This window comes from Actinomyces sp. HMSC08A09, from assembly GCF_001807465.1.
GTDB classification, from domain to species: domain Bacteria; phylum Actinomycetota; class Actinomycetes; order Actinomycetales; family Actinomycetaceae; genus Actinomyces; species Actinomyces oris.
On the sequence record NZ_KV789122.1, the window covers coordinates 1 to 23145 of the forward strand.

Below are 23145 nucleotides of genomic sequence, written 5' to 3' on the forward strand. Positions count from 1 at the left end.
CGCCGGTCAGGGGCCGGCGGTTGCGGTCGATGGCGGGGGCGGTACCGGCCGTCACCGCTCGGCGGTGGGCGCCCTCGGGCTTACCGGCGCCCGTCGCCGCGCGCCCAGCAGTGTCACCGGGGGCCTGAGCCGCACTGTCGGCGCCGCTGCGCTCGGTCTCCTGGGAGGCAGCGTCCTGAGAAGGGGCGTTCTCAGCGCCGGCAGACTCAGGAGCGGCGGCCTCATCAGGGGATGGTGCCTGTGCGTCGGGCGTCTTCGTCATCGGGTTCCCCTTCGGGGCTGGGCGGACCGGTGGCCCGCGGGGTCGGAGGTGGAGTCGGCGTCGGCCGGGGTGCGTGGGGTACGCGGCGGGCGCTTGCGCTGGGAGACCTCGCGCAGGCTGAGGATCATGCCCGCCAGCAGGTAGGAGGTCACCAGCGCGGCCAGGGCGCCGGCGACGACGCGCACCTGCCAGGGCGCCCCCGGGTAGAGCGCCAGCAGGAGACAGGCGTTGGCGGCGGTGACCCGGTAGGCGGCGAAGCGGTCCATGATCGCGTTGGTGGCGCGGGTGGCCGTGGGGCCACCGCCGAGCATCACCGGGGTGAGGTAGCTCAGGGCCGCCACAAGGACCTGCAGGGCGAAGCCCGCCGCCAGGGGCAGGCGCAGGGAGTGGATGACCTCACGGGCAGCGGCGGCGTCGTCGGCCAGCGCCATGCGGGCCCCCAGGACGGCGACGCAGCCGATGAACCAGGCCACTGAGGCCGTGGCGGAGGCCGTGGCGAAGGATGTCGGCGGGACCCTGCGGGCGGTGCGGTACGCGGGTACGAGGACGGCGCAGGCGCCGCCGAGGTAGACCAGGGTGCCCAGGCCCGCCAGGGGCGGCCACAGCCCGCATGCCGCCACCAGCGCGGTGCCGCCCACGAGGTAGGGCAGGCCGCGAGTGGTCCAGCGCGGTGCGACCGGCTCCATGGGGGTGCGCAGCATCGTGGGCCACAGGACCGTGAGCGTGCCCAGGACCGTGGTGCCCACGAAGCCCAGCAGCATGGTGGTCGTGTGCGCCAGGTAGAAGCCGTCGGCCAGGGCGGAGCGCCCGTGGGCGTTGGACCAGGCGATGAGGAAGCCCAGGAGCGCGCCGGTGGCCAGCAGGACCAGGGCGACGGCGTAGTGGAGGGCCAGGGATGCCAGGCGCGGGGCGATGGCCCTGCGGTACTGCACGGTGATGGCCACGACGCCCGCAATGGCCTGGGCCATGACGATGGCCGCCCCGATGAGCGCCACCACCTGCTGGCCCATGGTGATGCCGGTGAGCACGACGGCGGTGCCGAGGCTGTGGGCGTAGAGGCGCGTGTCCAGGAGGGCGGCGCCGCCCAGGGCCGGGCGGTGCAGGAGGGTGTCGGCGAAGTGGGCGGACCAGATGGTAATGGCGCTGCCGATCCCGCCCAGGAGCAGGGCATGCAGGGGCAGCCAGGTTCCCCAGGAGACCAGCGGGCCCACGATGGTCAGGGCCGCCAGGACCGCGGCAATGAGCAGCCAAGCCGTGACCAGGGCGTTGCGACGCACCTGGGTGGTGCGCCGAGAGGGCTTCTTGGCCGGGCGGCCCGGGCCGCTTACTCGTCCGGGGCCAGGAAGCGAGCCGGGCCGGGGGGCGGACCCGGTACCGGGAGAACCGATGGACAGGCTCATGCGGGGCCCCCTGTCGCCTGCGACGTCGTCGATCCGGATGCCGTGGCCGCAGCCGGCGGTCCGACCCGGACCGGCTTGCGGATGCTGCCGGAGGTCAGGACGCGCCCCAGGGTGAGGACCATGAAGACGAGGATCGCCGCCACTCCCACGGCACCGCCGACCTTCCAGGCCGCGGAGGCCTCCACCAGCAGGCCGACGACGCGCACCACCAGGCCGGCGTGCAGCAGAACGTAGGGCAGCCACATGAGCCGGTGGTAGGGCAGGGCCCGGTGGACGATCGCGGGGATGATGACCGGGGCGTGGGCCAGGATCATGGAGAAGGCGAAGCCCAGCGTGATGCAGTGGATGACGATCTCGTAGGCGGCCCCGTTCAGGCCCTGCAGGCCCCACAGCGACCAGACCGCCCCGGCGAGGGCGAGCCACACGTAGCCGGCGAGCATGGAGGCCGCCATGAAGCGCACCCCGCCGCGCAGGCGGACCGTGCGCCGGGCGACGTCGTAGTAGGTCATGACGACGGCCAGTCCCAGCAGGGCCGGGCCGACCACGAGGTGGGAGCCCGGTGCGATGAGCAGCAGGCAGGCGCCCAGGACCGCTAGGCCGGAGAGCGCCTCGACGACGGTCTCCACCATCTCGTCGAGGAAGGCGATGCGGGCCAGCTCCAGGCGCTCGCCGATGATGGTGAGCGTGGGGAAGAGCAGCCACAGCGGGACGACGTCCTCCATGCCGCGCCCACCCAGCCACAGGATGTCCCCCAGCAGGAGGGCGGCCCCGCCCATGGCCTCGACGTCGACGGCGGCACTGGGGGCGCGGCGGTGAACCCGCAGGTAGATGGCGCACAGGACGCCGGCTGCGCCGGCGAGGAGGCCCCGGCCGACGACGTCGGGCACGCCGGCCATGAGGGCCAGGCAGCCCGCGGCACTTCCCAGTGGGGCGAGGAAGGCCCAGGGGGCGCGGGCGGCGACCGCCCGCTCCAGGGCGATGACGGTCCCCAGGAAGCCGACCAGCATGAGGGGGCCGTGGAGCGCCGCCAGCTCGGCCCCGTCGACGGGGGCCGGAAGGTTGAGGCGCAGGAGGGCGGCGTTGAGTCCCATGAGGATGCAGGCGGCGCCCAGGGCAAGGGCCACCAGGCGCGGCGCCACGCGGCTGGTCAGCGCCCGGCTGAGTCGGTCCGTCTCCACGGTCCAACCGTATCCAACGGCACCACAAACCCACGCACCACGCACTCACATCGACAAAAACTTCATAGACGACACGGCTCCGCGTCACTTATGAAGTTTCGGTAGGTTTGTGTGGGGCTGGCCGCGCCAGCGGAAGTGGACAGCCGTTCCACTGGCGGTGGACGGTCGTGACAGTCGACCCGGCAGTGGTAGTAAGGTCACGCACACCAGTACGACACACTCCGAAGGAGAGCCCTATGAGCGAGAGCCCCGAGCTGCTGCCCGTCACTGAGAAGAAGTCCAGCTGCGGCTGCCACGAGCACAGCGACGAGCGCCTCACCCTGGACGCGCGCGCCATCCCGCACCGTCTGCGCCACGCCGCGGTCATCGGCGCCGCCTCCTCCCTCAACCCCGGTGAGGGCTTCGACCTGGTGGCCCCGCACGTGCCCACCCCGCTGCTGGCCCAGATCGACCAGCTGCCCTTCACCTTCCAGCACACGCTGCTGGAGCAGTCCGAGGGCTTCGCCCGCGTCGAGATCCTGCGCACCGCCTGATCCACACCTGAGCGCGACCGGTCGGCAGGAGGCACCCGCTGGCCTGAGCCCTCGGCTCCGGCCACGGGCTCGGGGCCTCAGCGGGCCTGACTCCGTGCCGCCGGCGCGCTCCCGATATGCTCAACGCATGATGCCTGCACCGCTCGATGCCGCGGTCGTCGGCCCGAGCAGGAGCCGTGGGACCTCCGCGGACCTGCCTATGCCGACGACCCGGCCGGTGCTACCCGAGCTGTCCGAACGTCCCAGCCCGCCGGCTCCGGCTGCCGACGGCCTCCCCCAGCAGCTGGTCGACCGCTACGGGCGCACCGTGCGCGACCTGCGCCTGTCCATCACGGACCGCTGCAACCTGCGTTGCACCTACTGCATGCCCGCACAGGGTCTCCAGTGGCTACCCACCCCGGATCTGCTGACCACCGCCGAGCTCACCCGCCTGGGGCGCATCGCCGTCGAGCGCCTGGGAGTTGAGCGCATCCGCCTGACCGGCGGCGAGCCGCTCATGCGACGCGACCTGGAGGAGATCGTCGAAGCACTGTCCGCCCTGCGGACCTCGGCCGGGGCCAAGCCGGACATCGCCCTGACCACGAACGGTCTGGGCCTGGAGAAGCGGGCCGCCGGGCTGCGGGCGGCGGGCCTGGACCGCGTCAACATCTCCATCGACTCCCTGGACCCGCAGGACTACGCCGCCATCACTCGCCGCGACCGGCTCGCCGACGTCCTGACCGGGATCGCCGGCGCCCAGGAGGCCGGCCTGGACCCCATCAAGGTCAATGCCGTGGCCGTGCCCACCACCGTGGAGGAACGCGCGCCACGCCTCCTGGCCGAGTGCCTGCGCCGTGGCTGGCAGCTGCGGTTCATCGAGCACATGCCGCTGGGACCGCGCGAGACCTGGAGCAGCCAGGACGTCGTCGGCGTCGATCAGATCCTGGAGGTGCTGCGGGAGGCCGGATTCACCCTCACCGAGGTGGGCCGCCCGGACCGTCGTCCGGCGGCGCTGTGGCGCGTCGCCGCCGGAAGCGCGTCGGGCCAGGAGCATCCGGCCGGGACGGTGGGCGTCATCGCCTCGGTCACCGCCCCCTTCTGCTCGGACTGCGACCGCACCCGCATCACGGCCGACGGACGCCTCATGACCTGCCTGTTCTCCAGCACCGAGACCGACCTGCGCGGCCCCATGCGCGCCGGGGCCGACGACGACGAGCTCATCCGCATCTGGGCCGGCGCCACCTGGGGCAAGCCCCGCGCGCACGGCTCGGACAGTCCCCACACCGAGAGCGACGGCTTCGCTCGCCCGCAGCGCACCATGTCGGCCATCGGTGGCTGACCCGAATCCTTAGGAGCCCCATGACGAACCCGTCCCCCGAGCTGTCGCCCCAGGCGGGCGCGCACGCCGGTCAGGCGCAGATCTCCGTGACCCTGCGCTACTTCGCCGCGGCCACAGAGGCCGCCGGGCGTCCCGAGGAGCGCCTGGACCTGCCCGCCGGCACGACACTGGCGGCTCTGCGCGAGCGGCTCTCCGGTCGAGGCCTGGAGATGGCGCGGGTCATCCCGATCTGCAGCTTCCTCGTCAACTCGGTCTCCACCCCGGCGGACTCGCTCACGCCCCTGGCCGACGGCGACGCCGTCGACGTGCTCCCGCCCTTCGCCGGCGGGTGACGACCGCACCGAGCCGGGCGGTCGTCGCACATTCCAACCGTTCTTCCGGCCGCCTGCCCGAGACGTTCCAGGCCCGGCGACAAGACGTCAGGCGATGTTGCTCCACTGGCTCGAGCCGTCGGTGAAGGTCTGGCGCTTCCACACGGGCAGGCGCTCCTTGACCTCCTCGACGATCTGGCTGCACACGGCGAAGGCCTCGGCGCGGTGGTCGGAGCTGACGGCGACCGCGAGCGCCACCTCCCCGACGCTCAGGTCGCCGACGCGGTGAACGACACCCAGGGCCCGCACCCGCCCCTGCTGGGCCACGTCCCGGGCGATCTGCTCGACGACCTGGCCGGCCGTGGGGTGACAGGAGTAGCCGATGCCGGTGACGGCGCGCTCGGCGTCGTGGTTGCGGACCACGCCCTCGAAGGTGACGACGGCGCCGGCGGCGGCGTCCTGGACGGCATCGGCGAGCTCGGTGACGCTGATGGGGGCCTCGGTGACCTCGGCGCGGACCACGCGGGCCGTGGGAGCCGGGAGCGGCCGGCTGGGCTGGTCGGGACTGGGCGTCACGGGGTCTCCTCGATCGGGGCGGCGGGCTGGGAATGATCGGATGGTCGGCCGCGAGCATACCCATGTGGGCTTCCCCGGCTGAACGGGCATGATAGGCCCCGGACGTTCGGGCACCGGCCCCGCGACCGCCCGCCCCGAGTCGCAGCCCACGGGGCGCTCGCCGAAGGAAGGACCGCTATGGCGCAGATGATTCCGCTGGAGGACTACGTCTCCCAGGTGCTGGAGGCCCTCTCGCCCCTTGAGGGCGGCCGTGTGCCACTGGGGCGAGCGCACGGCCGGGTGCTGGCCGAGGACGTGACCGCCACCGTGCCGGTGCCACCGTGGACGAACTCGGCGATGGACGGCTACGCAGTGCGCGCGAAGGACACAACCGACGCCCGCCCACAGACGCCCGTGGTGCTGCCGGTGAGCGGGGACGTTCCGGCCGGCGCCGCACCGCAGCCCCTCGCGGAGGGAACCGCCCAGCGGATCATGACCGGGGCGATGCTGCCCGAGGGCGCGGACGCCGTGGTCAAGGTGGAGGACACCGACCAGGCTCCCGGCCCACACCCGATTCCCGAGCGCGTCGAGATCCGCGCGGCAGCGACCCCGGGCCTCAGCGTGCGCCGCGCCGGGGAGGACGTGGCCGCGGGCGATCCGGTCATGGCGGCGGGGACGAGGCTGTCAGCGGCGGCCATCTCCGCCCTGGCCTCCGTGGGGCTCGGCTCGGTGCTGGTGCGGCCGCAGGTGCGCGTGGCGGTGGTCTCCACCGGGGCCGAGCTGCGTGACGCCGGCCAGGCGCTGGAGCCCGGGACGATTCCCGACTCCAACTCCCTGCTGCTGGCCGGGCTGGTCGCCGAGCACGGGGCCGTATGCACGAGCATGGCCCGCAGCGGCGATACGGCCGAGGCCCTGGCTGAGGTCCTGCGGCAGGCCGCGGCCGGCGCCGACCTCATCGTCACCTCCGGGGGCGTGTCCGCGGGAGCCTTCGATCCTCTGACGATGCTGGCGCAGGCGCAGCGGGGCGAGGAGGCCCCAGTGCACCTGGACTTCGTCAAGGTGGCCATGCAGCCGGGCAAGCCCCAGGGGCACGGCTGGGTCCTGACCGACGACGGCCGGCGGGTGCCGATCATCTGCCTGCCGGGCAACCCGGTGAGTGTCCTGGTCTCCTTCACCACAATCGTGGCCCCGGCGCTGGCCCGCCTGGCCGGGCAGGACGCAGACGACGGCGGCGCAGAGCCGCTTCCGGGGCGGCCTGTCCTGACGGCGCGCGCGGCGGTGGGCTGGCGGACCCCGCCGGGGCGGCGCCAGCACGTTCCGGTGCGCTTCACCGAGGCCCCCACCGGCTCCGGAGTCCGTTCCGACCTCGGTGACGGCGCGGGCCTCCCCTGGGTCACGCCCACCCACCGGCTGGGCTCCGGCTCGCACCTGGTGGCATCGCTGCCCGCCGCGCAGGCACTGGCGGTGGTGGCCGCCGAGGTCGAGGCGGTCGAGGTCGGCGACGAGCTGCCCCTCATCCCGCTGTCCGCCTCGTAGCGCCCGCCGGCCGCCCCTGAAGGCCGCCGCGGCGAGCCACGTCCACGACGCACGATCCCACCCCCAGTGAAGGAGCCCCTGTGACTACCCGCCCCAAGATCACCCTCACCCACCTGGACGAGGCGGGCGCCGCCTACATGGTGGATGTCACCGCCAAGACCCCGACCGTGCGCGAGGCCCGCGCCACCGCCTTCGTGGCCTGCTCGGAGGCGATCGTCGACGCCCTGCGCGGCGGCTCTGTCCCCAAGGGCGACGTGCTCGCCGTGGCCCGCGTGGCCGGGATCGCGGCGACGAAAAAGGTCCCCGAGCTCCTCCCCCTGGCGCATGTCATCGGCGTGCATGGGGCGCGCGTGGACCTGGAGATCGTCGACGGCGGCGTGCGCATCGAGACCACGGTGCGCACGGCCGACCGCACGGGCGTGGAGATGGAGGCACTCACTGCCGCCACCGTGGCGGGACTGGCGATCGTCGACATGGTCAAGGGAGTGGACCGGGGCGTCGAGCTGAGAGAGGCCAAGGTGGTCGCCAAGTCCGGGGGACGCTCAGGGGACTGGGCGCGCGGTGACCGCGGTGACCGCGGTGACGCTGCCTGAGCAGACGGTCGGCGCCATCATGAGCACCGCGGATGCGGCCGAAGTCACCGAGGTCGCCGAGACCGCCGACGTCGTCGTGCTGGCCGGCGGAACCGGCGCTCGGTTGGACGGAGCCTCCAAGCCCGACGTCGTCGCCCGGGGTCTGCGCCTGCTCGACCACGTGCTGGCCGGCCTGGAGCAGCTTCGCGAACAGGGCCTTCCGCTCGGGCGCGTGTGCGTTGTCGCCCCGGCGGAGGTCGCTCTGCCCGGAGGCGTCCTACGGGCGCTGGAGGACCCTCCTCTGGGAGGACCCGTCGCCGGGATCGCGGCCGGGCTGGATGTCCTGGGACGGAGTGGCCCGGTTGCGGAACTCACCGGGATTCTCACCTGCGACGCGCCCTTGTCCTGGAGGGCGCTGCCGGCCCTGCACCGGGCGCTGGCGCAGGCCGGGCCGGAGCTGGACGGCGCCTGCGCCCGCGATGGCGAGCACACCCAGTACCTGCTGGGCCTCTACCGCCGCCGAGCACTGGCCGCGGCCGTCGCCCCGGACGGCGCGCCTCTGCGAGACACGGCTGTGCGCCGGGCACTCGGGTCGCTCGGCGTCAAGGCCATCCCCACGGCTCGCGATGTCGTGCGGGATCTGGACACCTGGGCCGAGGTCCATTCCTGGGACTCGGGCCGCTCCGAGTAGCAGCCCGGCTCAATCCGAATCGCTCAGTAGTGCTCGAGTGTGCTCAGTGGTCGCCGCCGCCGAGCTGCTCCAGGACATGGGGCACCAGGGGGCCGACGACGGCAACGGTGTCCTTGACCCCACCGCGCGAGCCGGGGGCGTTGACGACCAGGGCGCCGTCGTCGCCGCGAGAGGTCACGCCTACCAGCCCACGGGACAGTCCCGCCAGCGGTGTCTTGGTCAGCCCGTGGGCGCGGATCTGCGCCTCGATGCCCTCGATGCGGGTCTCCAGTAGTGGCGCCGTGGCCTCCGGGGTGAGGTCTCGGGGGGTCACCCCGGTACCGCCGGTGGTCAGGACCACCCGGGCGCCGGCGGACACGGCCCGCCTGATCGCCTCACGCACCGGCTCAACGCCGTCGGGCACGAGGTCCACCTTCTCCACGACGACGTCGTGCTCAGCCAGGAGGCGCTGGGCCAGCGGGCCGGAGAGGTCCTCTCTCTCACCGCTGACGCAGCGGTCGGAGACGGTGATGACGGCGCCCTTGACGGGCTCGGGCAGGGCCGCCAGGCCCTTCTGGACGATGGGGGTCTCACTCATGGGCCCACCGTAGTCCGCATACACCCCGCGCGGCTCCTCCGTCTCCCGCCCGGTATTTCAAGGGCAACACGTCCCGATCCAACCGGCAACCTCAATTAGGCAACTAATATTGAACCTAATTCACCGCCCTTAGTCACCTCCGAGATGTCGGTTTCGCCTCGTATTGCTCAGACATTCGTCCCTTGCATGAAGATCTGACCAACTCAATGCATCATTGAGCGCGGTGCGAGTCCGTAGGCTTTCACCGACTCTCTCCAAACAGTCTCTGGTCCAGGGCGCTGTCGCCCAGCGGACCGAGCCCCACAACAGCAGGAGCCCTATGTCCACGCTCGACACCTCCGGTCGCGTCCTCACAGGCTGGAATCCCGAGGAGCCGGAGAACTGGTCCGCAAAGATCGCCTGGACCACTCTGGCCATCACCACCTTCTCCCTCATGCTCGGCTTCACCGTCTGGTTCCTGCCCAGTGCGGTGGCACCCAGGCTCAACGACATCGGCTTCCACCTGACCAAGAACCAGATCTACTGGATCACCTCGATGCCGGGTCTGTCCTGCGCCGCCCTGCGCCTGATCTACATGTTCCTGCCCGCCACCATCGGCGCCCGCAAGATGATCGGCTGGTCCTCCCTGCTGTACATCCTGCCGATGCTCGGCTGGTTCTTCGCGGTGCAGAACCACAACACCTCCTTCGGTGTTCTGCTCGCCCTGTCCTTCGCCTGCGGTATCGGGGCCGCCACCTTCTCCGGCTACATGCCCTCGACCGGCTTCTACTTCCCCAAGCGCCTGGCCGGCACCGCCCTGGGCCTGCAGGGAGGCCTGGGCAACATGGGTATGAGCGTCATCCAGCTCGCCGCCCCCTTCCTCATGAGCATCAGCCTGTTCGGCCTGACCTGGGTCGCCCCCCACCACGAGGGCGCCCCCATGGTCGTCAACGCCACCGTCTTCTTCCTGCCCTGGTCCCTCGTCGCGGCCTTCCTGACCTTCCGCTACATCAAGGACGTCCCGCTCAAGGCCAACATCAAGGAGCAGATGGACATCTTCGGCAACCTGGACACCTGGCTCATGACGGTCCTGTACATCATGACCTTCGGCGTCTTCTCCGGCTTCGCCGCCCAGACCGCCAACATCATCAACAACAACTACGGCGCCACCTCCGACCTGGCCGAGCACTTCACCAAGGGCGACCTGCCCCAGGGGGCCTCCTACGCCTTCATCGGTACCGTCATCGGCTCCTTCCTGCGCTTCGCCTGGGGCCCTTTGTGCGACCGCTTCGGCGGAGCCATCTGGACCTTCGTCTCCGCCATCGGCATGGCCATCACGATGGCCTGGTGCGGCTACCTGGTGGCCGCCGCGGACGACCCGGCCGACTTCACCATCTTCATGGTGGCGCTGCTGGCGATGTTCTTCTTCGCCGGCGTCGGCAACGCCTCGACCTTCAAGCAGATGCCGATGATCATGCCCAAGCGCCAGGCCGGCGGCGCCATCGGCTTCACCGCCGCCGTGGCCTCCCTCGGCCCCTTCCTGGTCGGTATCGCCCTGACCCTCATGCCGACGCACGTCTTCTTCTACAGCTGCGCCGTCTTCTGCGTCGTGTGCGCCGTCATCTGCTGGATCCGCTACGCCAAACCGGGCGCCAAGCGTCCGGGCTGATCCCCCCTCCGGCCCCGGTCGGAACCAGCCCGTCGGGGCCACCGCCAATCACCGACTGACCAGCTCGACGGCGGACGCGGCCAGCATCATGGCCGCGTCCGCCGGGAGCAGCCGGAACCACTCAGGGCCCACCCCTCGAGCTCCGGGCCACCATTCGTCACCAACCACCACACCCATCAACTTCACGGACCAAAGGACCATTGATGAGCACCACCGGCTCCCAGACCACCGGCCCCGGGATCGTCCCTGGGCCCGACCAGCAGGTCGAGAACGCCCCCGGACTGCTCACGCTGGGCTCGTACCTGCGTCGAGGACAAGCCTCTGCCGACGCCCGCCGCCTGTTCCTCACCGGAGGGCGCGAGGCCGACACCTTCTACCGCCACCGGTGGAGCCACGACAAGATGGTCCACTCCACCCACGGGGTCAACTGCACCGGGTCGTGCGCCTGGGAGGTCTACGTCTCCGATGGCATCATCACCTGGGAGAAGCAGATCACCGACTACCCCACCACGGGGCCGGACATGCCCGAGTACGAGCCCCGCGGCTGCCCGCGTGGCGCGGCCTTCTCCTGGTACACCTACTCCCCCACGCGCATCCGCTACCCCTACGTGCGCTCGGTCCTCCTGGACGCCTTCCGCGCCGCGAAGGCCGACAACGACGGCGACCCGGTCGCCGCCTGGGCGCAGGTCACCGGTGACCCCGCCACCGCCAAGGCCTACAAGTCCGCCCGAGGCAAGGGCGGCATGGTCCGCGTGGGCTGGGACGAGGCCATGGAGATCGTCGCGGCCGCCTACGTCCACACCATCCGCGCCTGGGGCCCGGACCGGATCGCCGGCTTCAGCGTCATCCCGGCCATGTCCCAGGTCTCCTACGGAGCCGGCGGCCGCCTCCACGAGCTCATCGGCGGCACGATGCTCTCCTTCTACGACTGGTACGCCGACCTGCCGCCGGCCTCACCGCAGGTCTTCGGTGACCAGACCGACGTCCCCGAGGCCGGCGACTGGTACAACGCCCAGTACCTCATGATGTGGGGCTCCAACCTCCCGCTGACCCGCACCCCGGACGCCCACTTCATGACCGAGGCCCGCTACCACGGGCAGAAGGTCGTGGCCGTCTCCCCCGACTACGCCGACAACACCAAGTTCGCCGACCAGTGGCTGCGCGTGGCCCCGGGCACCGACGGCGCCCTGGCCCAGGCGATGGGGCACGTCATCCTCTCCGAGTTCCACGTCAAGCGCGAGGAGTCCTTCTTCCTGGACTACATGCGCCGCCACACCGACTCCCCCTTCCTCATCGGCCTGGAGCCCTCCCCCGACGGCACCAGCTACGTGCCCGGCCGCTTCGTGACGGCCTCCGACGTCAACGGCGTCGCCACTGGCGCCCCGAAGAACGAGTTCCGCCCCCTCGTGTGGGACCGTGAGCGCGGCCCGGCCGACCCCGGCGGCACCCTGGCCGATCGTTTCACCCCCGAGGGCGAGGGCAGGTGGAACCTGCTCATGGACGGCGTCGACCCGGTCATGAGCATCATGGACCTGCACGGCCAGGGCCCCCAGGTCCAGGCCGCCGAGGTCCTCCTGCCCCGCTTCGACCTGCCTGGCTCCTCCACCCCCGAGGGCTCCGTGGGCGGCGGCGTCGTGCGCCGCGGCGTGCCGGTCACCCGCATCGGGGACCGCCTGGTCACCACCGTCTACGACCTGCTCCTGGCCCAGTACGCCGTCGAGCGCCCCTCCATGCCCGGCGAGTGGCCCACGGACTACCAGGACGCCACCGTCCCGGGCACACCCGCCTGGGCCAGTGAGATCACCGGTGTTCCCGGCCCCGCCATCATCCAGGTGGCGCGCGACTTCGCCCTCAACGCCGTGGAGTCCGGCGGCCGCTCCCAGATCGTCATGGGCGCGGGCATCAACCACTACTACCACGCCGACCAGATCTACCGGACGATCCTGGCGCTGACCTCCATGTGCGCCACCCAGGGCGTCAACGGCGGCGGCTGGGCCCACTACGTGGGTCAGGAGAAGGTCCGCCCGCTCAGCGGCTTCCAGCAGTACTCCTTCGCCCTGGACTGGCACCGCCCGGCCCGGCAGATGATCGCCACGGGCTTCTGGTACCTCACCACCGACCAGTGGCGCTACGACACCACCTCCGCCGAGCGCCTGGCCTCCCCGCTGGGACCGGGCACCCTGGCGGGTAAGACCACGACCGACGCCATGGTCGAGGCCATGAAGCGCGGGTGGACGCCGTCCTACCCGACCTTCAACCGCAGCCCGCTGCTCCTGGGCCAGCAGGCCGCCGAGGCGGGCATGGACCCCAAGGACTACGTCGTCGAGCAGCTGCGCTCCGGTGAGCTGCGCTTCGCCTGCGAGGACCCGGATGCCCCGGAGAACTTCCCGCGCATCCTGTGCTCGTGGCGCACGAACCTGCTGGGCAGCTCGGCCAAGGGCACGGAGTTCTTCCTACGCCACATGGTGGGTGCGGACAACGACGTCAACGCCGTCGAGAACCCGCCCGAGCAGCGTCCCGCCTCGGTGACCTGGCGCGACGAGGCCCCCGTGGGCAAGCTCGACCTCATGTGGACCGCGGACTTCCGCAACACCTCCACCACCCTGCACTCCGACGTCGTCCTGCCGGCGGCCACCTGGTACGAGAAGCACGACATCTCCTCGACCGACATGCACCCCTTCGTGCACTCCTTCAACGCGGCCATCGACCCGCCCTGGGAGGCGCGCACCGACTTCCAGGTCTTCCAGACCCTGGCCGGGCTCATCTCCGCCTGGGCGCCGCGCTACCTGGGCACCCAGACCGACGTCGTCGCCGCGCCCCTCACCCACGACACCCCCGACGCCCTGACGATGGCGCACGGTGACGTGTCCTCCCTCCCCCAGGAGTGGGTGCCGGGAGTGACGATGCCCAAGCTGGTGCCCACCGAGCGCGACTACACCCAGATCCGGGCCAAGTTCGACGCCCTGGGCCCCCTGGCCGAGAAGCTGGGGATTCCCTGCAAGGGCATCATGCTCAAGCCAGGCCCGGAGGTGGAGCGTCTGGCCCGCAACCACGGGGTCTCCTCCGACGGCGTGGCCGCCGGCCGGCCGCTGCTCGACACCGACATCCGCGCCGCCGACGCCATCTTCACACTGTCGGGCACCACCAACGGGCGTATCGCCACCGAAGGCTGGGACACGCTGTCCAAGCGCACCGGCACCACGCTGGTCGAGCTCAGCGAGGAGGAGGCAGGCAAGCACATCTCCTTCGCCGACACTCAGGTCAAGCCCCAGGGAGTCATCACCTCCCCGGAGTGGTCCGGTTCCGAGCACGGCGGCCGGCGATACTCGGCCTTCGTGGTCAACGTGGAGCACGCCAAGCCCTGGCACACCCTGACCGGGCGCATGCACTACTACCTCGACCACGACTGGATGCGAGACATGGGCGAGTCCCTGCCGATCTTCCGGCCGCCACTGGACTTCCACGCCCTGTACGGGGAGGCCGCACCGGGCTCGGTGTCCACGAGCCAGGCGGGCACGGCGGAGGTCGCAGTGCGCTACATCACCGCGCACAACAAGTGGGCGATCCACTCGCAGTACTTCGACAACCTGCACATGCTCACGCTGGGACGCGGGGGCCAGACCATCTGGATGAGCCCCCAGGACGCCGACAAGATCGGCGTCAAGGACAACGAGTGGGTCGAGGCCTACAACCGCAACGGCATCGTGGCGGCGCGCGCCATTGTCTCCCACCGCATCCCCGAGGGCATGGTCTTCATGCACCACGCCCAGGAGCGCACCATGAACACCCCGCTGACTGAGACCAGCGGCAGGCGAGGCGGGACGCACAACTCCCTGACCCGGATCGTGCTCAAGCCCAGCCACTTCGCAGGCGGCTACGGGCAGCTGTCCTACGCCTTCAACTACATCGGCCCCACGGGCAACAACCGCGACGAGGTCACGCTTATCCGTCGCCGCAGCAACCAGGAGGTGACTTTCTGATGAAGGTCATGGCCCAGATCGCAATGGTGATGAACCTCGACAAGTGCATCGGCTGCCACACCTGTTCAGTGACCTGCAAGCAGGCCTGGACCAACCGCGAGGGCACCGAGTACATGTGGTTCAACAACGTCGAGACCCGCCCTGGTGTCGGCTACCCCAAGGGCTGGGAGGACCAGGACACCTGGCGCGGCGGCTGGGAGCGCACGGCCTCGGGCCGCCTGCGGCCCCGCTCGGGCGGGCGCCTGCGCCGCCTGGTCAACATCTTCGCCAACCCCGAGATGCCCACGGTCGAGGACTACTACGAGCCGTGGACCTACGAGTACGACAAGCTGCTCTCGGCCCCCAAGGACTCCCCGGCGATTCCGGTGGCGCGCGCCAAGAGCCAGCTGACCGGCGAGTACATGCCCACCATCAAGTGGGGTCCCAACTGGGATGACGACCTGGGCGGCTCCATGGAGACCCTCCAGCAGGACCCGATCATCGAGGCGATGAGCACGAAGGTGCGCACCGACATCGAGTCGGCCTTCATGTTCTACCTGCCGCGCATCTGCGAGCACTGCCTCAACCCCACCTGCGTGTCCGCCTGCCCGTCGGGCGCCATGTACAAGCGCACTGAGGACGGCATCGTCCTGGTGGACCAGGACGCCTGCCGCGGCTGGCGCATGTGTGTGTCCTCCTGCCCTTACAAGAAGGTCTACTTCAACCACGCCACCGGCAAGGCCGAGAAGTGCACCCTGTGCTACCCGCGCCTGGAAATCGGCCAGCCCACTGTGTGCTCGGAGACCTGTGTGGGCCGCCTGCGCTACCTGGGCGTCCTCCTCTACGACGCCGATCGCGTCTCGCAGGCCGCCGCCGTCAAGGACCCGCAGGACCTGTACATGGCCCAGCGCGAGATCCTCCTCAACCCCCACGACCCCGAGGTCGTGGCGGGCGCGCGCGCCGAGGGCGTCCCGGACAACTGGATCGAGGCGGCTCAGGCCTCCCCCATCTGGGACCTCATCGACACCTATGAGGTGGCCCTGCCCCTGCACCCCGAGTACCGCACCATGCCGATGGTCTGGTACATCCCGCCGCTCTCCCCGGTCGTCGACGAGGTCGCGGCCGCCGGACTGGACGGTGAGAACTACAAGGTGCTGCTCACGGCCGTCTCCGACATGCGCATTCCGCTGGAGTACCTGGCGGGCCTGTTCACGGCCGGCGAGACCAACACGGTCGAGCTCGTGCTGCGGCGCCTGGCCGCGATGCGCTCCCACATGCGCGACGTGCGCCTGGGCCGCGAGCCCGACCCGGCCATCGCCGCCGCCGTGGGCCTGGACGGCAAGAAGCTGGAGGCCATGTACCGCCTGCTGGCCATCGCCAAGTACGACGACCGCTACGTCATCCCCACCGCCAAGCCCGAGGTCCCCCGCGGCATGGAGTCCATGGGCAACGACGTCATGACCCTTCTGGGTGAGGGGGCCCCGGCCGGGTGCCACCCCGACGTCGCCTCCTTCCACGGCCAGGGCGGCGGCGCCATGAACGGCGGCCCGGTGAGCCTGCCGCTGCCGACCGTGCGCCGTGAGCCGGTGCCGGCAGCCGGCCCGGGCATGCCGCAGGTCGGTGTGCCTGAGCCGGTGGGGCAGGCCCCGGCGGCCGACTCCTCGACCGGCCCCGCGGTCGCGGCCCCCAGGGACCTCTGAGATGGTCTCCTTCGTCCGCGCCCCCCGGGTTCTTGAGAAACCCGCCGAGGTGCACCTGACGCCCTCCCAGCGAGCCACCGTGCACATGGCGGCCTCGCTGCTGCTGGACTACCCGGCCGAGGGGACTCTGGAGACGCGCCTGAACGCCGTCGAGGCCGAGCTGGCCACGCTACCGGCGGAGGTGGCCGTCCTCCTGGAGGAGTTCATCGCTCAGGCGCGGCGCCGCGGCGAGCGGGCCATGGCCGAGCACTACGTGGAGGTCTTCGACCGACGTCGGCGCTGCTGCCTGTACCTGACGTACTACACGGTGGGTGACACCCGACACCGGGGCGCCGCACTGCTGGCCTTCAAGCAGGCGCTGGCGGCGGCCGGCTACGAGATGGCCGCCGATGAGCTGCCCGACTACCTGCCGGTGGTCCTCGAGCTGTCCGCGCGCAGCGGTGACGAGGTGGCGGGAACGCTCCTGTCCTCCCACCGCGAGGGCATCGAGGTGCTGCGCAGCGCCCTGGCCGACGCCGCCTCCCCCTACGCGGGGCTGGTGGAGGCCGTCTCGATGACTCTGCCGCAGATCGACGAGGCCACCGCCGAGCGCGTGCGCGCCCTCGTGGCGGCCGGACCGCCCACCGAGACCGTCGGTGTCACCAATACCCTGCCCTTCCCGACCATTCCCGTGCGCAACCCGAGCCTGTCCGGTGTAACCGCCGTGCCGGGCTCGGCACCAGTCGCCGATCCTTCCCCCTTCACAAGCAGCCAGGAGAGCATGACATGAGCCCGATTCAGCAGAACCTCATGTGGGTGGCCCTGCCCTACGCCAGCCTGGTGCTGCTGGTGGCAGGCATGATCTGGCGGTGGCGCACCGACCAGTTCGGCTGGACCTCTCGTTCCTCGCAGTGGAACGAGTCCCGCATCCTGCGCCTGGCATCCCCCCTGTTCCACCTGGGCTTCCTCATGGTGATGGGCGGTCACGTCGTCGGGCTGCTGGTGCCCAAGGACGTCACCGAGATGCTGGGCGTCTCCCAGCACATGTACCACCTGGGCGCCACCTACCTGGGAACCTTGGCGGCCATCCTGACGATCGTGGGCCTGGTCGGGCTCATCTACCGGCGCATCGTCGTCAAGAGCGTGCGCCTGGCCACCACCCGCAACGACCTGGTCATGTACTGCTTCCTCATCGTGCCGATCCTGCTGGGAACGGCGGCCACGGTCCTCAACCAGCTCACCGACGCCCACGGCTACGACTACCGCGAGACGATCAGCCCCTGGCTGCGCTCGGTGCTGGTGCTCCAGCCGCGCCCCGAGCTCATGGCCGACGTACCGGTCTCCTTCAAGCTCCACGTCATCGCGGGCTTCCTGCTCCTGGCGATCTGGCCCTTCACCCGCCTGGTCCACGTGGTCTCCGCGCCCGTGGGCTACGTGACCCGCCCCTATGTGGTCTACCGTTCGCGTGAGGGGGCCACTTCCACCGCTCAGACCTCACGCGGCTGGACCCCGGTGCGGACCCAGGGCACCGGCAACCAGGGGGCCAACGACGTCACTCCCTCTCAGGGAGCCTGAACCGGACGTTCCCGCCATCACGAAAGGACAACGTATGGGTCTCACTCGTCGCGCGGCCATCGCCGCCGTCAGTCTGCTCTCCGCCGTCTCCTTGGCCGCCTGCGGCGGGTCCGCCTCCAACAGCTCCACGGGTGGGGCCACCGGAGCCGCCTCCGCAAGCGCCTCGGGCGGCGCGGGGAAGGCCACCGGCAAGGTCACGGTCCTGGCCGCGGCCTCCCTCCAGAAGGCCTTCGAGGAGATCGAGAAGACCGTGGAGAAGGACAATCCCGGCCTGGACGTCACCTTCGACTTCCAGGGCTCCCAGGACCTGGTGGCCTCCCTGGCGGGTGGCGACAGCGCCGACGTCCTGGCCACGGCCAACAACTCCACGATGAAGACCGCTGCGGACCAGAAGCTGGTCGGGAGCCAGACCGAGTTCGCCACCAACGTCCTGACCCTCATCGTCCCCAAGGGCAACCCCAAGAAGATCACCGGGCTGGACTCGTCGCTGGACGGTGCCAACCTGGTCATCTGCGCCCCCGAGGTGCCCTGCGGTGAGGCCACCAAGAAGCTCGCCGAGGCCCAGGGAATCACCCTCAAGCCGGTCTCCGAGGAGCAGAAGGTGACCGACGTGCGCGGCAAGGTCGAGTCCGGTGAGGCCGACGCCGGCATCGTCTACACCACCGACGCGGCGGCCGCCAAGGACAAGGCGGACAAGATCGACATCCCCGACGGCGGCGTCGTCAACCACTACCCGATCGCCCAGACGGCCAAGCCCGAGAACCCTGCGGGCGCGCAGGTCTTCATCGATGCCGTCACCGGCAAGACCGGCCAGGAGATCCTGGCCAAGCACGGCTTCGGCAAGCCCGGCAGCGCCACTGCCGGGGCGAGTGCCGGGGCCTCCGCCGCGGGCAGTGCGGCGGCGAGCGCCGGGGCCAGTTCCGAGGCCAGCTCCGGAGCCGGCGCCGCCCCGTCCCAGGCTGCGACCGCTGAGGCGTCCTCCGCCCCGGAGGCGAACAAGCCCACCGCGCAGACCACTGCTCCGTGATGGCTTGCCGGCCTGAATCGGCGGCCTGGTAGACATGAGTCTGTGAACGAGATGTCCCCCACTGCACGCTCCGAGCAGCAGTCGGTACGGCGGCCCGTCCGCGCCCTCCAGGGGCGTGGGCGGGCCACTCGCTCACCTCTGCCCGTCCTCGTGACCGCGCTGGCCGTCTTGGGAGGCTGCGCAATCGTCCTGCCCCTGGTGGGGATGGGGACGCGCGTGTCCTGGGGGCAGCTCCCCCAGCTGCTGGCAACGCCGTCGGCGCAAGCCGCCCTGTGGCTCTCGATCCGCACCTGTCTGAGCTCCACGGTCGTCTGCGTGGTGCTGGGCGTGCCACTGGCGCTACTGCTGGCCCGCAGCTGGCCGGGGGTGAGGATCGCGCGGATCCTCGCGGTGCTGCCAATGACGATGCCGCCGGTGGTGGCCGGTATCGCACTGCTGTCCACCTTGGGCAACCGCGGCCTGCTGGGGGCGCACCTGAAGGAGTGGGGGGTACCCATCGCCTTCTCCACTACCGCGGTGGTCATCGCCCAGGTGTTCGTCTCCATGCCTTTCCTGGTGGTCACTCTGGAGGCGGCGCTGCGCAGCCGCGACAAGCGGGCCGAAGTCACCGCCCGGAGCCTCGGGGCCGGCCCGTGGCGGGTTCTGGCGCAGGTGACGCTGCCGTTGGCAACGCCTGCTCTGGCTCGGGGCACGGCCCTGGCCCTGGGCCGGAGCCTGGGCGAGTTCGGGGCGACCATCGCCTTCGCCGGTTCCAAGGAGGGCGTCACCCGCACGATGCCGCTGGCCATCTACCTGGAGCGGGAGAAGGACACGGCCACCTCCCTGGCCCTGGCCGCCGTGCTCATCGGCCTGTCCTTCGTCATCGTCGGGGCGACCAACATCGACTGGGGCAGGGTGGCCGCCCGTCTCATGCCTCGCCACGCAGATTCGAAGGACGATGACGCCGCCTGGGAGCCCCGGGACTCTGAGGCCTCGGCCCCGAACAGGGGTGAGCGGACGCCCGAATCACCTCGGGGCGGCGGACGCGGCCAGAACCTGAAGGTCGCCTTCGAACTGGCGGATCGCGACGTCGTCGTCGATCTGGAGGTGGAGGCGGGACGCACGACGGCGATCGTCGGCCCCAACGGCTCCGGCAAGTCGACGGTCTGCTCCGTGGTGGCCGGCCTGCTGGACGCCGAGAACGGCCAGGTCGTGCTGGGCGGACGAGTCCTGGACGGGCCCGGGGGCTTCGTGCGGGCGGGGCGGCGCCAGGTGGCGCTGCTCAGCCAGGAGCCGGGCGTCTTCACCCACATGTCCGTGCTGGGCAATGTGGTCTTCGCGCTGCGCTGCCAGGGGGTGAGCCGGGCGGAGGCGACGCGTCGGGCCCGAGCCGAGCTGGCCGCCGTCGGGGCCGATCACCTGGCCTCCCGCCCGGGAGGCGCACTCTCGGGAGGGCAGGCGGCCCGAGTGGCGCTAGCCCGGGCGCTGGCGACAGGGCCCCGCCTGCTGGTCCTGGATGAGCCGATGGCCGCCCTGGACGTGACCGCCCGCCAGGAGATGCGCCGCCTGGTGGCGCGTCGATGCGCTGAGGAGGGACTGACGCTGCTGCTGGTGACCCATGACGTCTTGGACCTGACGGCGCTGGCCGAGGACGTCGTCGTCCTGGACCGGGGCCGAGTGGTGGAGCAGGGACCGACGGCGAGGATCCTGTCCGCGCCGCGTTCGGACTTCGTCGCCCACCTGACGGGGACAGCCGTACTCACCGGGGTCATCGACGGCGACGCCGAGGCACCGGGGCTGCGGCTGCCGTCCGGGCAGGTCGTTCATGGCCGTCCCCGGGAGGATGCCGCTGACGGGCACATCGACGAGCAGGGTCACGGGGACAACCGCGACGAGGTGCTGCGCCCCGGAGCGCCGGGTATTGCGCTGGTGCCGCCCGACGCCGTCGCCCTCTACCGGCAGGCGCCGCACGGCAGTCCCCGCAACGTCCTGACCGCCCGGGTGACGGGGCTGGAGCGCTCGGGGGCGCTGGTGAGTGTGCGCCTGGAGCTCGAGGAGGGGCAGCGGCTGTCGGCGGCGGTCACCGCGGGTGCCGTCGCCGAGCTCGGCATCACCGAGGGCCGGGAAGTCTGCTGCGTCATCAAGGCGGTGCAGGTGCGTATCCTGGCCCGCCGGGGTTGAGGACCGCGGCACTGAGGCCTTGAGAGAACGACCGGATGAAGATGAGGGAGGGCGTTGTGAGCGCAGTTGAGGGAAGCGAGTGCGGTGACGTCTGGGGATCGGTGATCGCCGAAGAGCGTCTGCGACCGCTGAGCCGCGATGAGCTGGAGCGCTACCACCGCAATGCGCTTGTGCCGCAGGTAGGGCTCGTGGGGCAGCAGCGCATCCGCGCCTCCCGGATCCTGCTCATCGGTGCCGGCGGGCTCGGGGCACCGGCGGCCCTGTACCTGGCGGCCGCCGGGGTGGGGACGATCGGGCTCATTGACGACGACGACGTCGACGTCTCCAACCTGCAACGCCAGGTCATCCATGCCACGGCGGCCGTGGGGCGCTCTAAGGTGGACTCGGCGGCCGAGGCGATCAGGGCACTCAATCCCGATATTGAGGTCGTTGCCCACCGGACTCGGTTGACGGCGGACAATGCCCGGGAGCTGCTGGGCGGCTGGGACGTGGTCATCGACGGCACGGACAACTTCCCCACGCGGTACCTAGTCAATGACGCCGCTGTCATGCTGGGGCTGCCGCTGGTGCACGGGGCGGTGCTGGGGTTCAACGGGCAGGTGGGGGTCTTCGACGCGCTCCGGGGCCCGTGCTACCGGTGCCTGCACCCCGCCCCGCCGCCCGCAGGCTCGGTACCCTCCTGCGCGGAGGCCGGGGTGCTGGGGGTGCTGCCCGGCATCATCGGGACGATGCAAGCCGCCGAGGCACTCAAGCTGGTGATCGGCGGCGGGCAACCACTGCTGGGGAGGCTGGCGATGCTGGACGTCTGGGGGGCGCGCCTGCGGGAGATTCCGGTGGCGAAGAACCCAGCCTGCCCGGTGTGCGGGGAGAACCCGACGATCACCGCTCTGGTCGCTGAGGCTGATGCCTGCGCACTCCCCCGAGCCTGTGAGGCCGACGCGCAGCCGAAGGAACCCCGCTCCGGGGTTGACTCCTGCCTGCGGCCAGGGAGTTCCGCGTCCGGTCCCGCTGCTGCCAGCCGAATTCAGGAAGGTGGCGAGGTCCTGGATTCAGGGGCGGGAGTGGGTGTCGTCTCCGCGGCCGAGCTGAGGCGGCTCCTGAATGGCGCCAAGCCGCCGGCGCTGCTGGATGTGCGTGAGGACGTCGAGGTGGCGCTCGAACCGATGGAGGGGGCGCTGCACATTCCGCTGCGTGAGGTGACGGCACACATGGACGAGCTCGACCCGGGTCGGCTCACGGTGGTGGTGTGCGCTGCCGGGGTGCGCTCGGTCCGGGCCATCGAGTCGCTGAAGGCTGCGGGCTACCCCGGCCGACTCCTCAGCCTTGAGGGCGGCATAAGGGCATGGGCGTCCAGCCGGCCTTGACCGCGGCATCAGCTGGCCGTGGTGTCACGATTGGCGACTTTTAGGGCGTCCAACGGCTGACGTGCCCGGGCCTGTTACTGCTCTGACCAGTGCATATGTGCGAGAGCGCCATGACAATCGGCCAGAGGTGCTCGTAAAAGTCGCCAGTTGTGACACCACTCGGCGAGCTCGACGGTCTAAGGCGCAACTGTGTGCGCCAGCATCTGGGACTTAGGTGCTGTGGGTTGAGTGGGGGTCTCAGCGGTGCGCCGTGCGCCCTTGGTGTCACGATTGGCGACTTTTAAGCCGTCCGTCGGCTGACGTGCCCGAGCCTGTAAGGCTCTGACCTGCGCGTATGTGTCTGGGCGCGAAGCCTCGTCGGCCAGAGATGCTCGTAAAAGTCGCCAGTTGTGACACCACACTCGCGGAGTGAGCCTGGTGGTCTGAGGCGTGGGCGGGTGCTGGGTGTGGAGGGTTAGTGGCCTTGGGCTTCTTCGGCGTCGTCGGTGAGGTAGGTGACGACGCGGACCAGGTCGTAGGGGGTGGAGGTCTCGGTGGTGGTGATGGTGCCCTCGATGGGCCGCCACTGGCTCTCGCCGGCGGGGCGGTATCGGGTGGTCCAGGTGGTGGTCAGGGTCGTGGTCACGCCGGTGGCGGTGTGCTGGTAGTGGTGGGTGACCGTCTGGTGGGGGTAGGGGGCTCCGGGGTCGGTGGTGGTTGTCGTGGTGCCGTCTCCCCAGTTCCAGGTGTAGGTGGTGGGGGTGAACTCGACCTCGATGGGAGTGCCCAGGATCGTGGTGGTCTGGTAGCGCACGGCGGGG

18 protein-coding genes and 2 pseudogenes are annotated in these 23145 nt (G+C 70.9%); 14 read left to right on the forward strand and 6 right to left on the reverse strand.

The window, feature by feature from the left end:
• The 3 genes and pseudogenes from HMPREF3165_RS06565 to HMPREF3165_RS06575 form a co-directional block, all read right to left on the reverse strand.
• Positions 1 to 262 (reverse strand): annotated as a pseudogene (locus HMPREF3165_RS06565) (copper oxidase); the annotation flags it as partial.
• Complete coding sequence (locus HMPREF3165_RS06570; protein ID WP_070511679.1) at positions 259 to 1662, reverse strand: hypothetical protein; 1404 nt, start codon at positions 1660 to 1662, stop codon at positions 259 to 261. The pseudogene HMPREF3165_RS06565 and the gene HMPREF3165_RS06570, both read right to left, overlap by 4 nt.
• Positions 1659 to 2840, reverse strand: coding sequence for a hypothetical protein (locus HMPREF3165_RS06575; protein WP_070511681.1), 1182 nt, complete (start codon positions 2838 to 2840; stop codon positions 1659 to 1661). The genes HMPREF3165_RS06570 and HMPREF3165_RS06575 overlap by 4 nt, the downstream gene beginning before the upstream one ends.
• 236 nt (positions 2841 to 3076) lie before the next feature.
• Here HMPREF3165_RS06575 and HMPREF3165_RS06580 point away from each other — a divergent pair, with 236 nt between their 5' ends.
• The 3 genes from HMPREF3165_RS06580 to HMPREF3165_RS06590 all read left to right on the forward strand — a co-directional run bounded on the left by HMPREF3165_RS06580 (position 3077) and on the right by HMPREF3165_RS06590 (position 5023).
• A complete protein-coding gene (locus tag HMPREF3165_RS06580; RefSeq protein ID WP_003785642.1) occupies positions 3077 to 3373 on the forward strand; it encodes a DUF2249 domain-containing protein in 297 nt (98 codons plus the stop codon).
• A 127-nt stretch (positions 3374 to 3500) separates the two neighbouring features.
• Entirely contained in the window at positions 3501 to 4691 is a 1191-nt protein-coding gene (gene moaA / locus HMPREF3165_RS06585) for a GTP 3',8-cyclase MoaA (RefSeq protein ID WP_070511686.1), read from the forward strand.
• A gap of 20 nt (positions 4692 to 4711) precedes the next feature.
• Positions 4712 to 5023, forward strand: coding sequence for a MoaD/ThiS family protein (locus HMPREF3165_RS06590; protein ID WP_070511688.1), 312 nt, complete (start codon positions 4712 to 4714; stop codon positions 5021 to 5023).
• Between the two features lie 87 nt (positions 5024 to 5110).
• On the opposite strand, the gene HMPREF3165_RS06595 is transcribed toward HMPREF3165_RS06590, so the two are convergent.
• Complete coding sequence (locus HMPREF3165_RS06595) at positions 5111 to 5578, reverse strand: molybdenum cofactor biosynthesis protein MoaE (protein WP_232622543.1); 468 nt, start codon at positions 5576 to 5578, stop codon at positions 5111 to 5113.
• A gap of 177 nt (positions 5579 to 5755) precedes the next feature.
• Between HMPREF3165_RS06595 and glp the strand changes: the two genes are divergently transcribed.
• The 3 genes from glp to HMPREF3165_RS06610 all read left to right on the forward strand — a co-directional run bounded on the left by glp (position 5756) and on the right by HMPREF3165_RS06610 (position 8356).
• Positions 5756 to 7093, forward strand: coding sequence for a molybdopterin molybdotransferase MoeA (glp, locus tag HMPREF3165_RS06600; protein ID WP_003786889.1), 1338 nt, complete (start codon positions 5756 to 5758; stop codon positions 7091 to 7093).
• A gap of 80 nt (positions 7094 to 7173) precedes the next feature.
• On the forward strand, positions 7174 to 7686 hold the full coding sequence (moaC, locus tag HMPREF3165_RS06605; protein WP_083303233.1) for a cyclic pyranopterin monophosphate synthase MoaC: 513 nt from the start codon (positions 7174 to 7176) through the stop codon (positions 7684 to 7686).
• Positions 7687 to 7705: 19 nt separating this feature from the next.
• Positions 7706 to 8356 (forward strand): molybdenum cofactor guanylyltransferase, encoded by a 651-nt coding sequence (locus tag HMPREF3165_RS06610; RefSeq protein ID WP_070511913.1) that lies wholly within the window; start codon positions 7706 to 7708, stop codon positions 8354 to 8356.
• A gap of 43 nt (positions 8357 to 8399) precedes the next feature.
• Here the strand turns inward: HMPREF3165_RS06610 and HMPREF3165_RS06615 are convergent, their stop codons facing one another.
• Entirely contained in the window at positions 8400 to 8933 is a 534-nt protein-coding gene (locus HMPREF3165_RS06615) for a MogA/MoaB family molybdenum cofactor biosynthesis protein (RefSeq protein ID WP_051349173.1), read from the reverse strand.
• A gap of 319 nt (positions 8934 to 9252) precedes the next feature.
• Here HMPREF3165_RS06615 and HMPREF3165_RS06620 point away from each other — a divergent pair, with 319 nt between their 5' ends.
• From HMPREF3165_RS06620 to moeB, 8 genes are all read left to right on the forward strand, one after another.
• The gene (locus HMPREF3165_RS06620) at positions 9253 to 10581 is read left to right on the forward strand and encodes an MFS transporter (protein WP_070511693.1); all 1329 of its coding nucleotides are present in this window, start codon (positions 9253 to 9255) and stop codon (positions 10579 to 10581) included.
• A gap of 203 nt (positions 10582 to 10784) precedes the next feature.
• Positions 10785 to 14561: a nitrate reductase subunit alpha gene (locus tag HMPREF3165_RS06625; RefSeq protein WP_070511704.1), complete on the forward strand. Its 3777-nt coding sequence runs from the start codon at positions 10785 to 10787 to the stop codon at positions 14559 to 14561.
• On the forward strand, positions 14561 to 16240 hold the full coding sequence (narH, locus tag HMPREF3165_RS06630) for a nitrate reductase subunit beta (RefSeq protein ID WP_070511710.1): 1680 nt from the start codon (positions 14561 to 14563) through the stop codon (positions 16238 to 16240). The genes HMPREF3165_RS06625 and narH overlap by 1 nt, the downstream gene beginning before the upstream one ends.
• A gap of 1 nt (position 16241) precedes the next feature.
• Positions 16242 to 17009 carry a nitrate reductase molybdenum cofactor assembly chaperone gene (gene narJ, locus HMPREF3165_RS06635; RefSeq protein ID WP_070511713.1) on the forward strand — a complete coding sequence of 256 codons (768 nt, stop codon included), beginning with the start codon at positions 16242 to 16244 and terminating at the stop codon, positions 17007 to 17009.
• Positions 17006 to 17794 (forward strand): respiratory nitrate reductase subunit gamma, encoded by a 789-nt coding sequence (gene narI, locus HMPREF3165_RS06640; RefSeq protein ID WP_009407357.1) that lies wholly within the window; start codon positions 17006 to 17008, stop codon positions 17792 to 17794. Before narJ ends, narI begins: the two co-directional genes overlap by 4 nt.
• A gap of 34 nt (positions 17795 to 17828) precedes the next feature.
• The gene (gene modA, locus HMPREF3165_RS06645; RefSeq protein WP_070511717.1) at positions 17829 to 18821 is read left to right on the forward strand and encodes a molybdate ABC transporter substrate-binding protein; all 993 of its coding nucleotides are present in this window, start codon (positions 17829 to 17831) and stop codon (positions 18819 to 18821) included.
• A gap of 42 nt (positions 18822 to 18863) precedes the next feature.
• The gene (locus HMPREF3165_RS06650) at positions 18864 to 20981 is read left to right on the forward strand and encodes an ABC transporter permease (protein ID WP_070511718.1); all 2118 of its coding nucleotides are present in this window, start codon (positions 18864 to 18866) and stop codon (positions 20979 to 20981) included.
• A gap of 41 nt (positions 20982 to 21022) precedes the next feature.
• Entirely contained in the window at positions 21023 to 22345 is a 1323-nt protein-coding gene (moeB, locus tag HMPREF3165_RS06655) for a molybdopterin-synthase adenylyltransferase MoeB (RefSeq protein ID WP_070511916.1), read from the forward strand.
• A gap of 454 nt (positions 22346 to 22799) precedes the next feature.
• On the opposite strand, the pseudogene HMPREF3165_RS13780 reads toward moeB, so the two are convergent.
• Positions 22800 to 23145 (reverse strand): annotated as a pseudogene (locus tag HMPREF3165_RS13780) (zinc transporter); the annotation flags it as partial.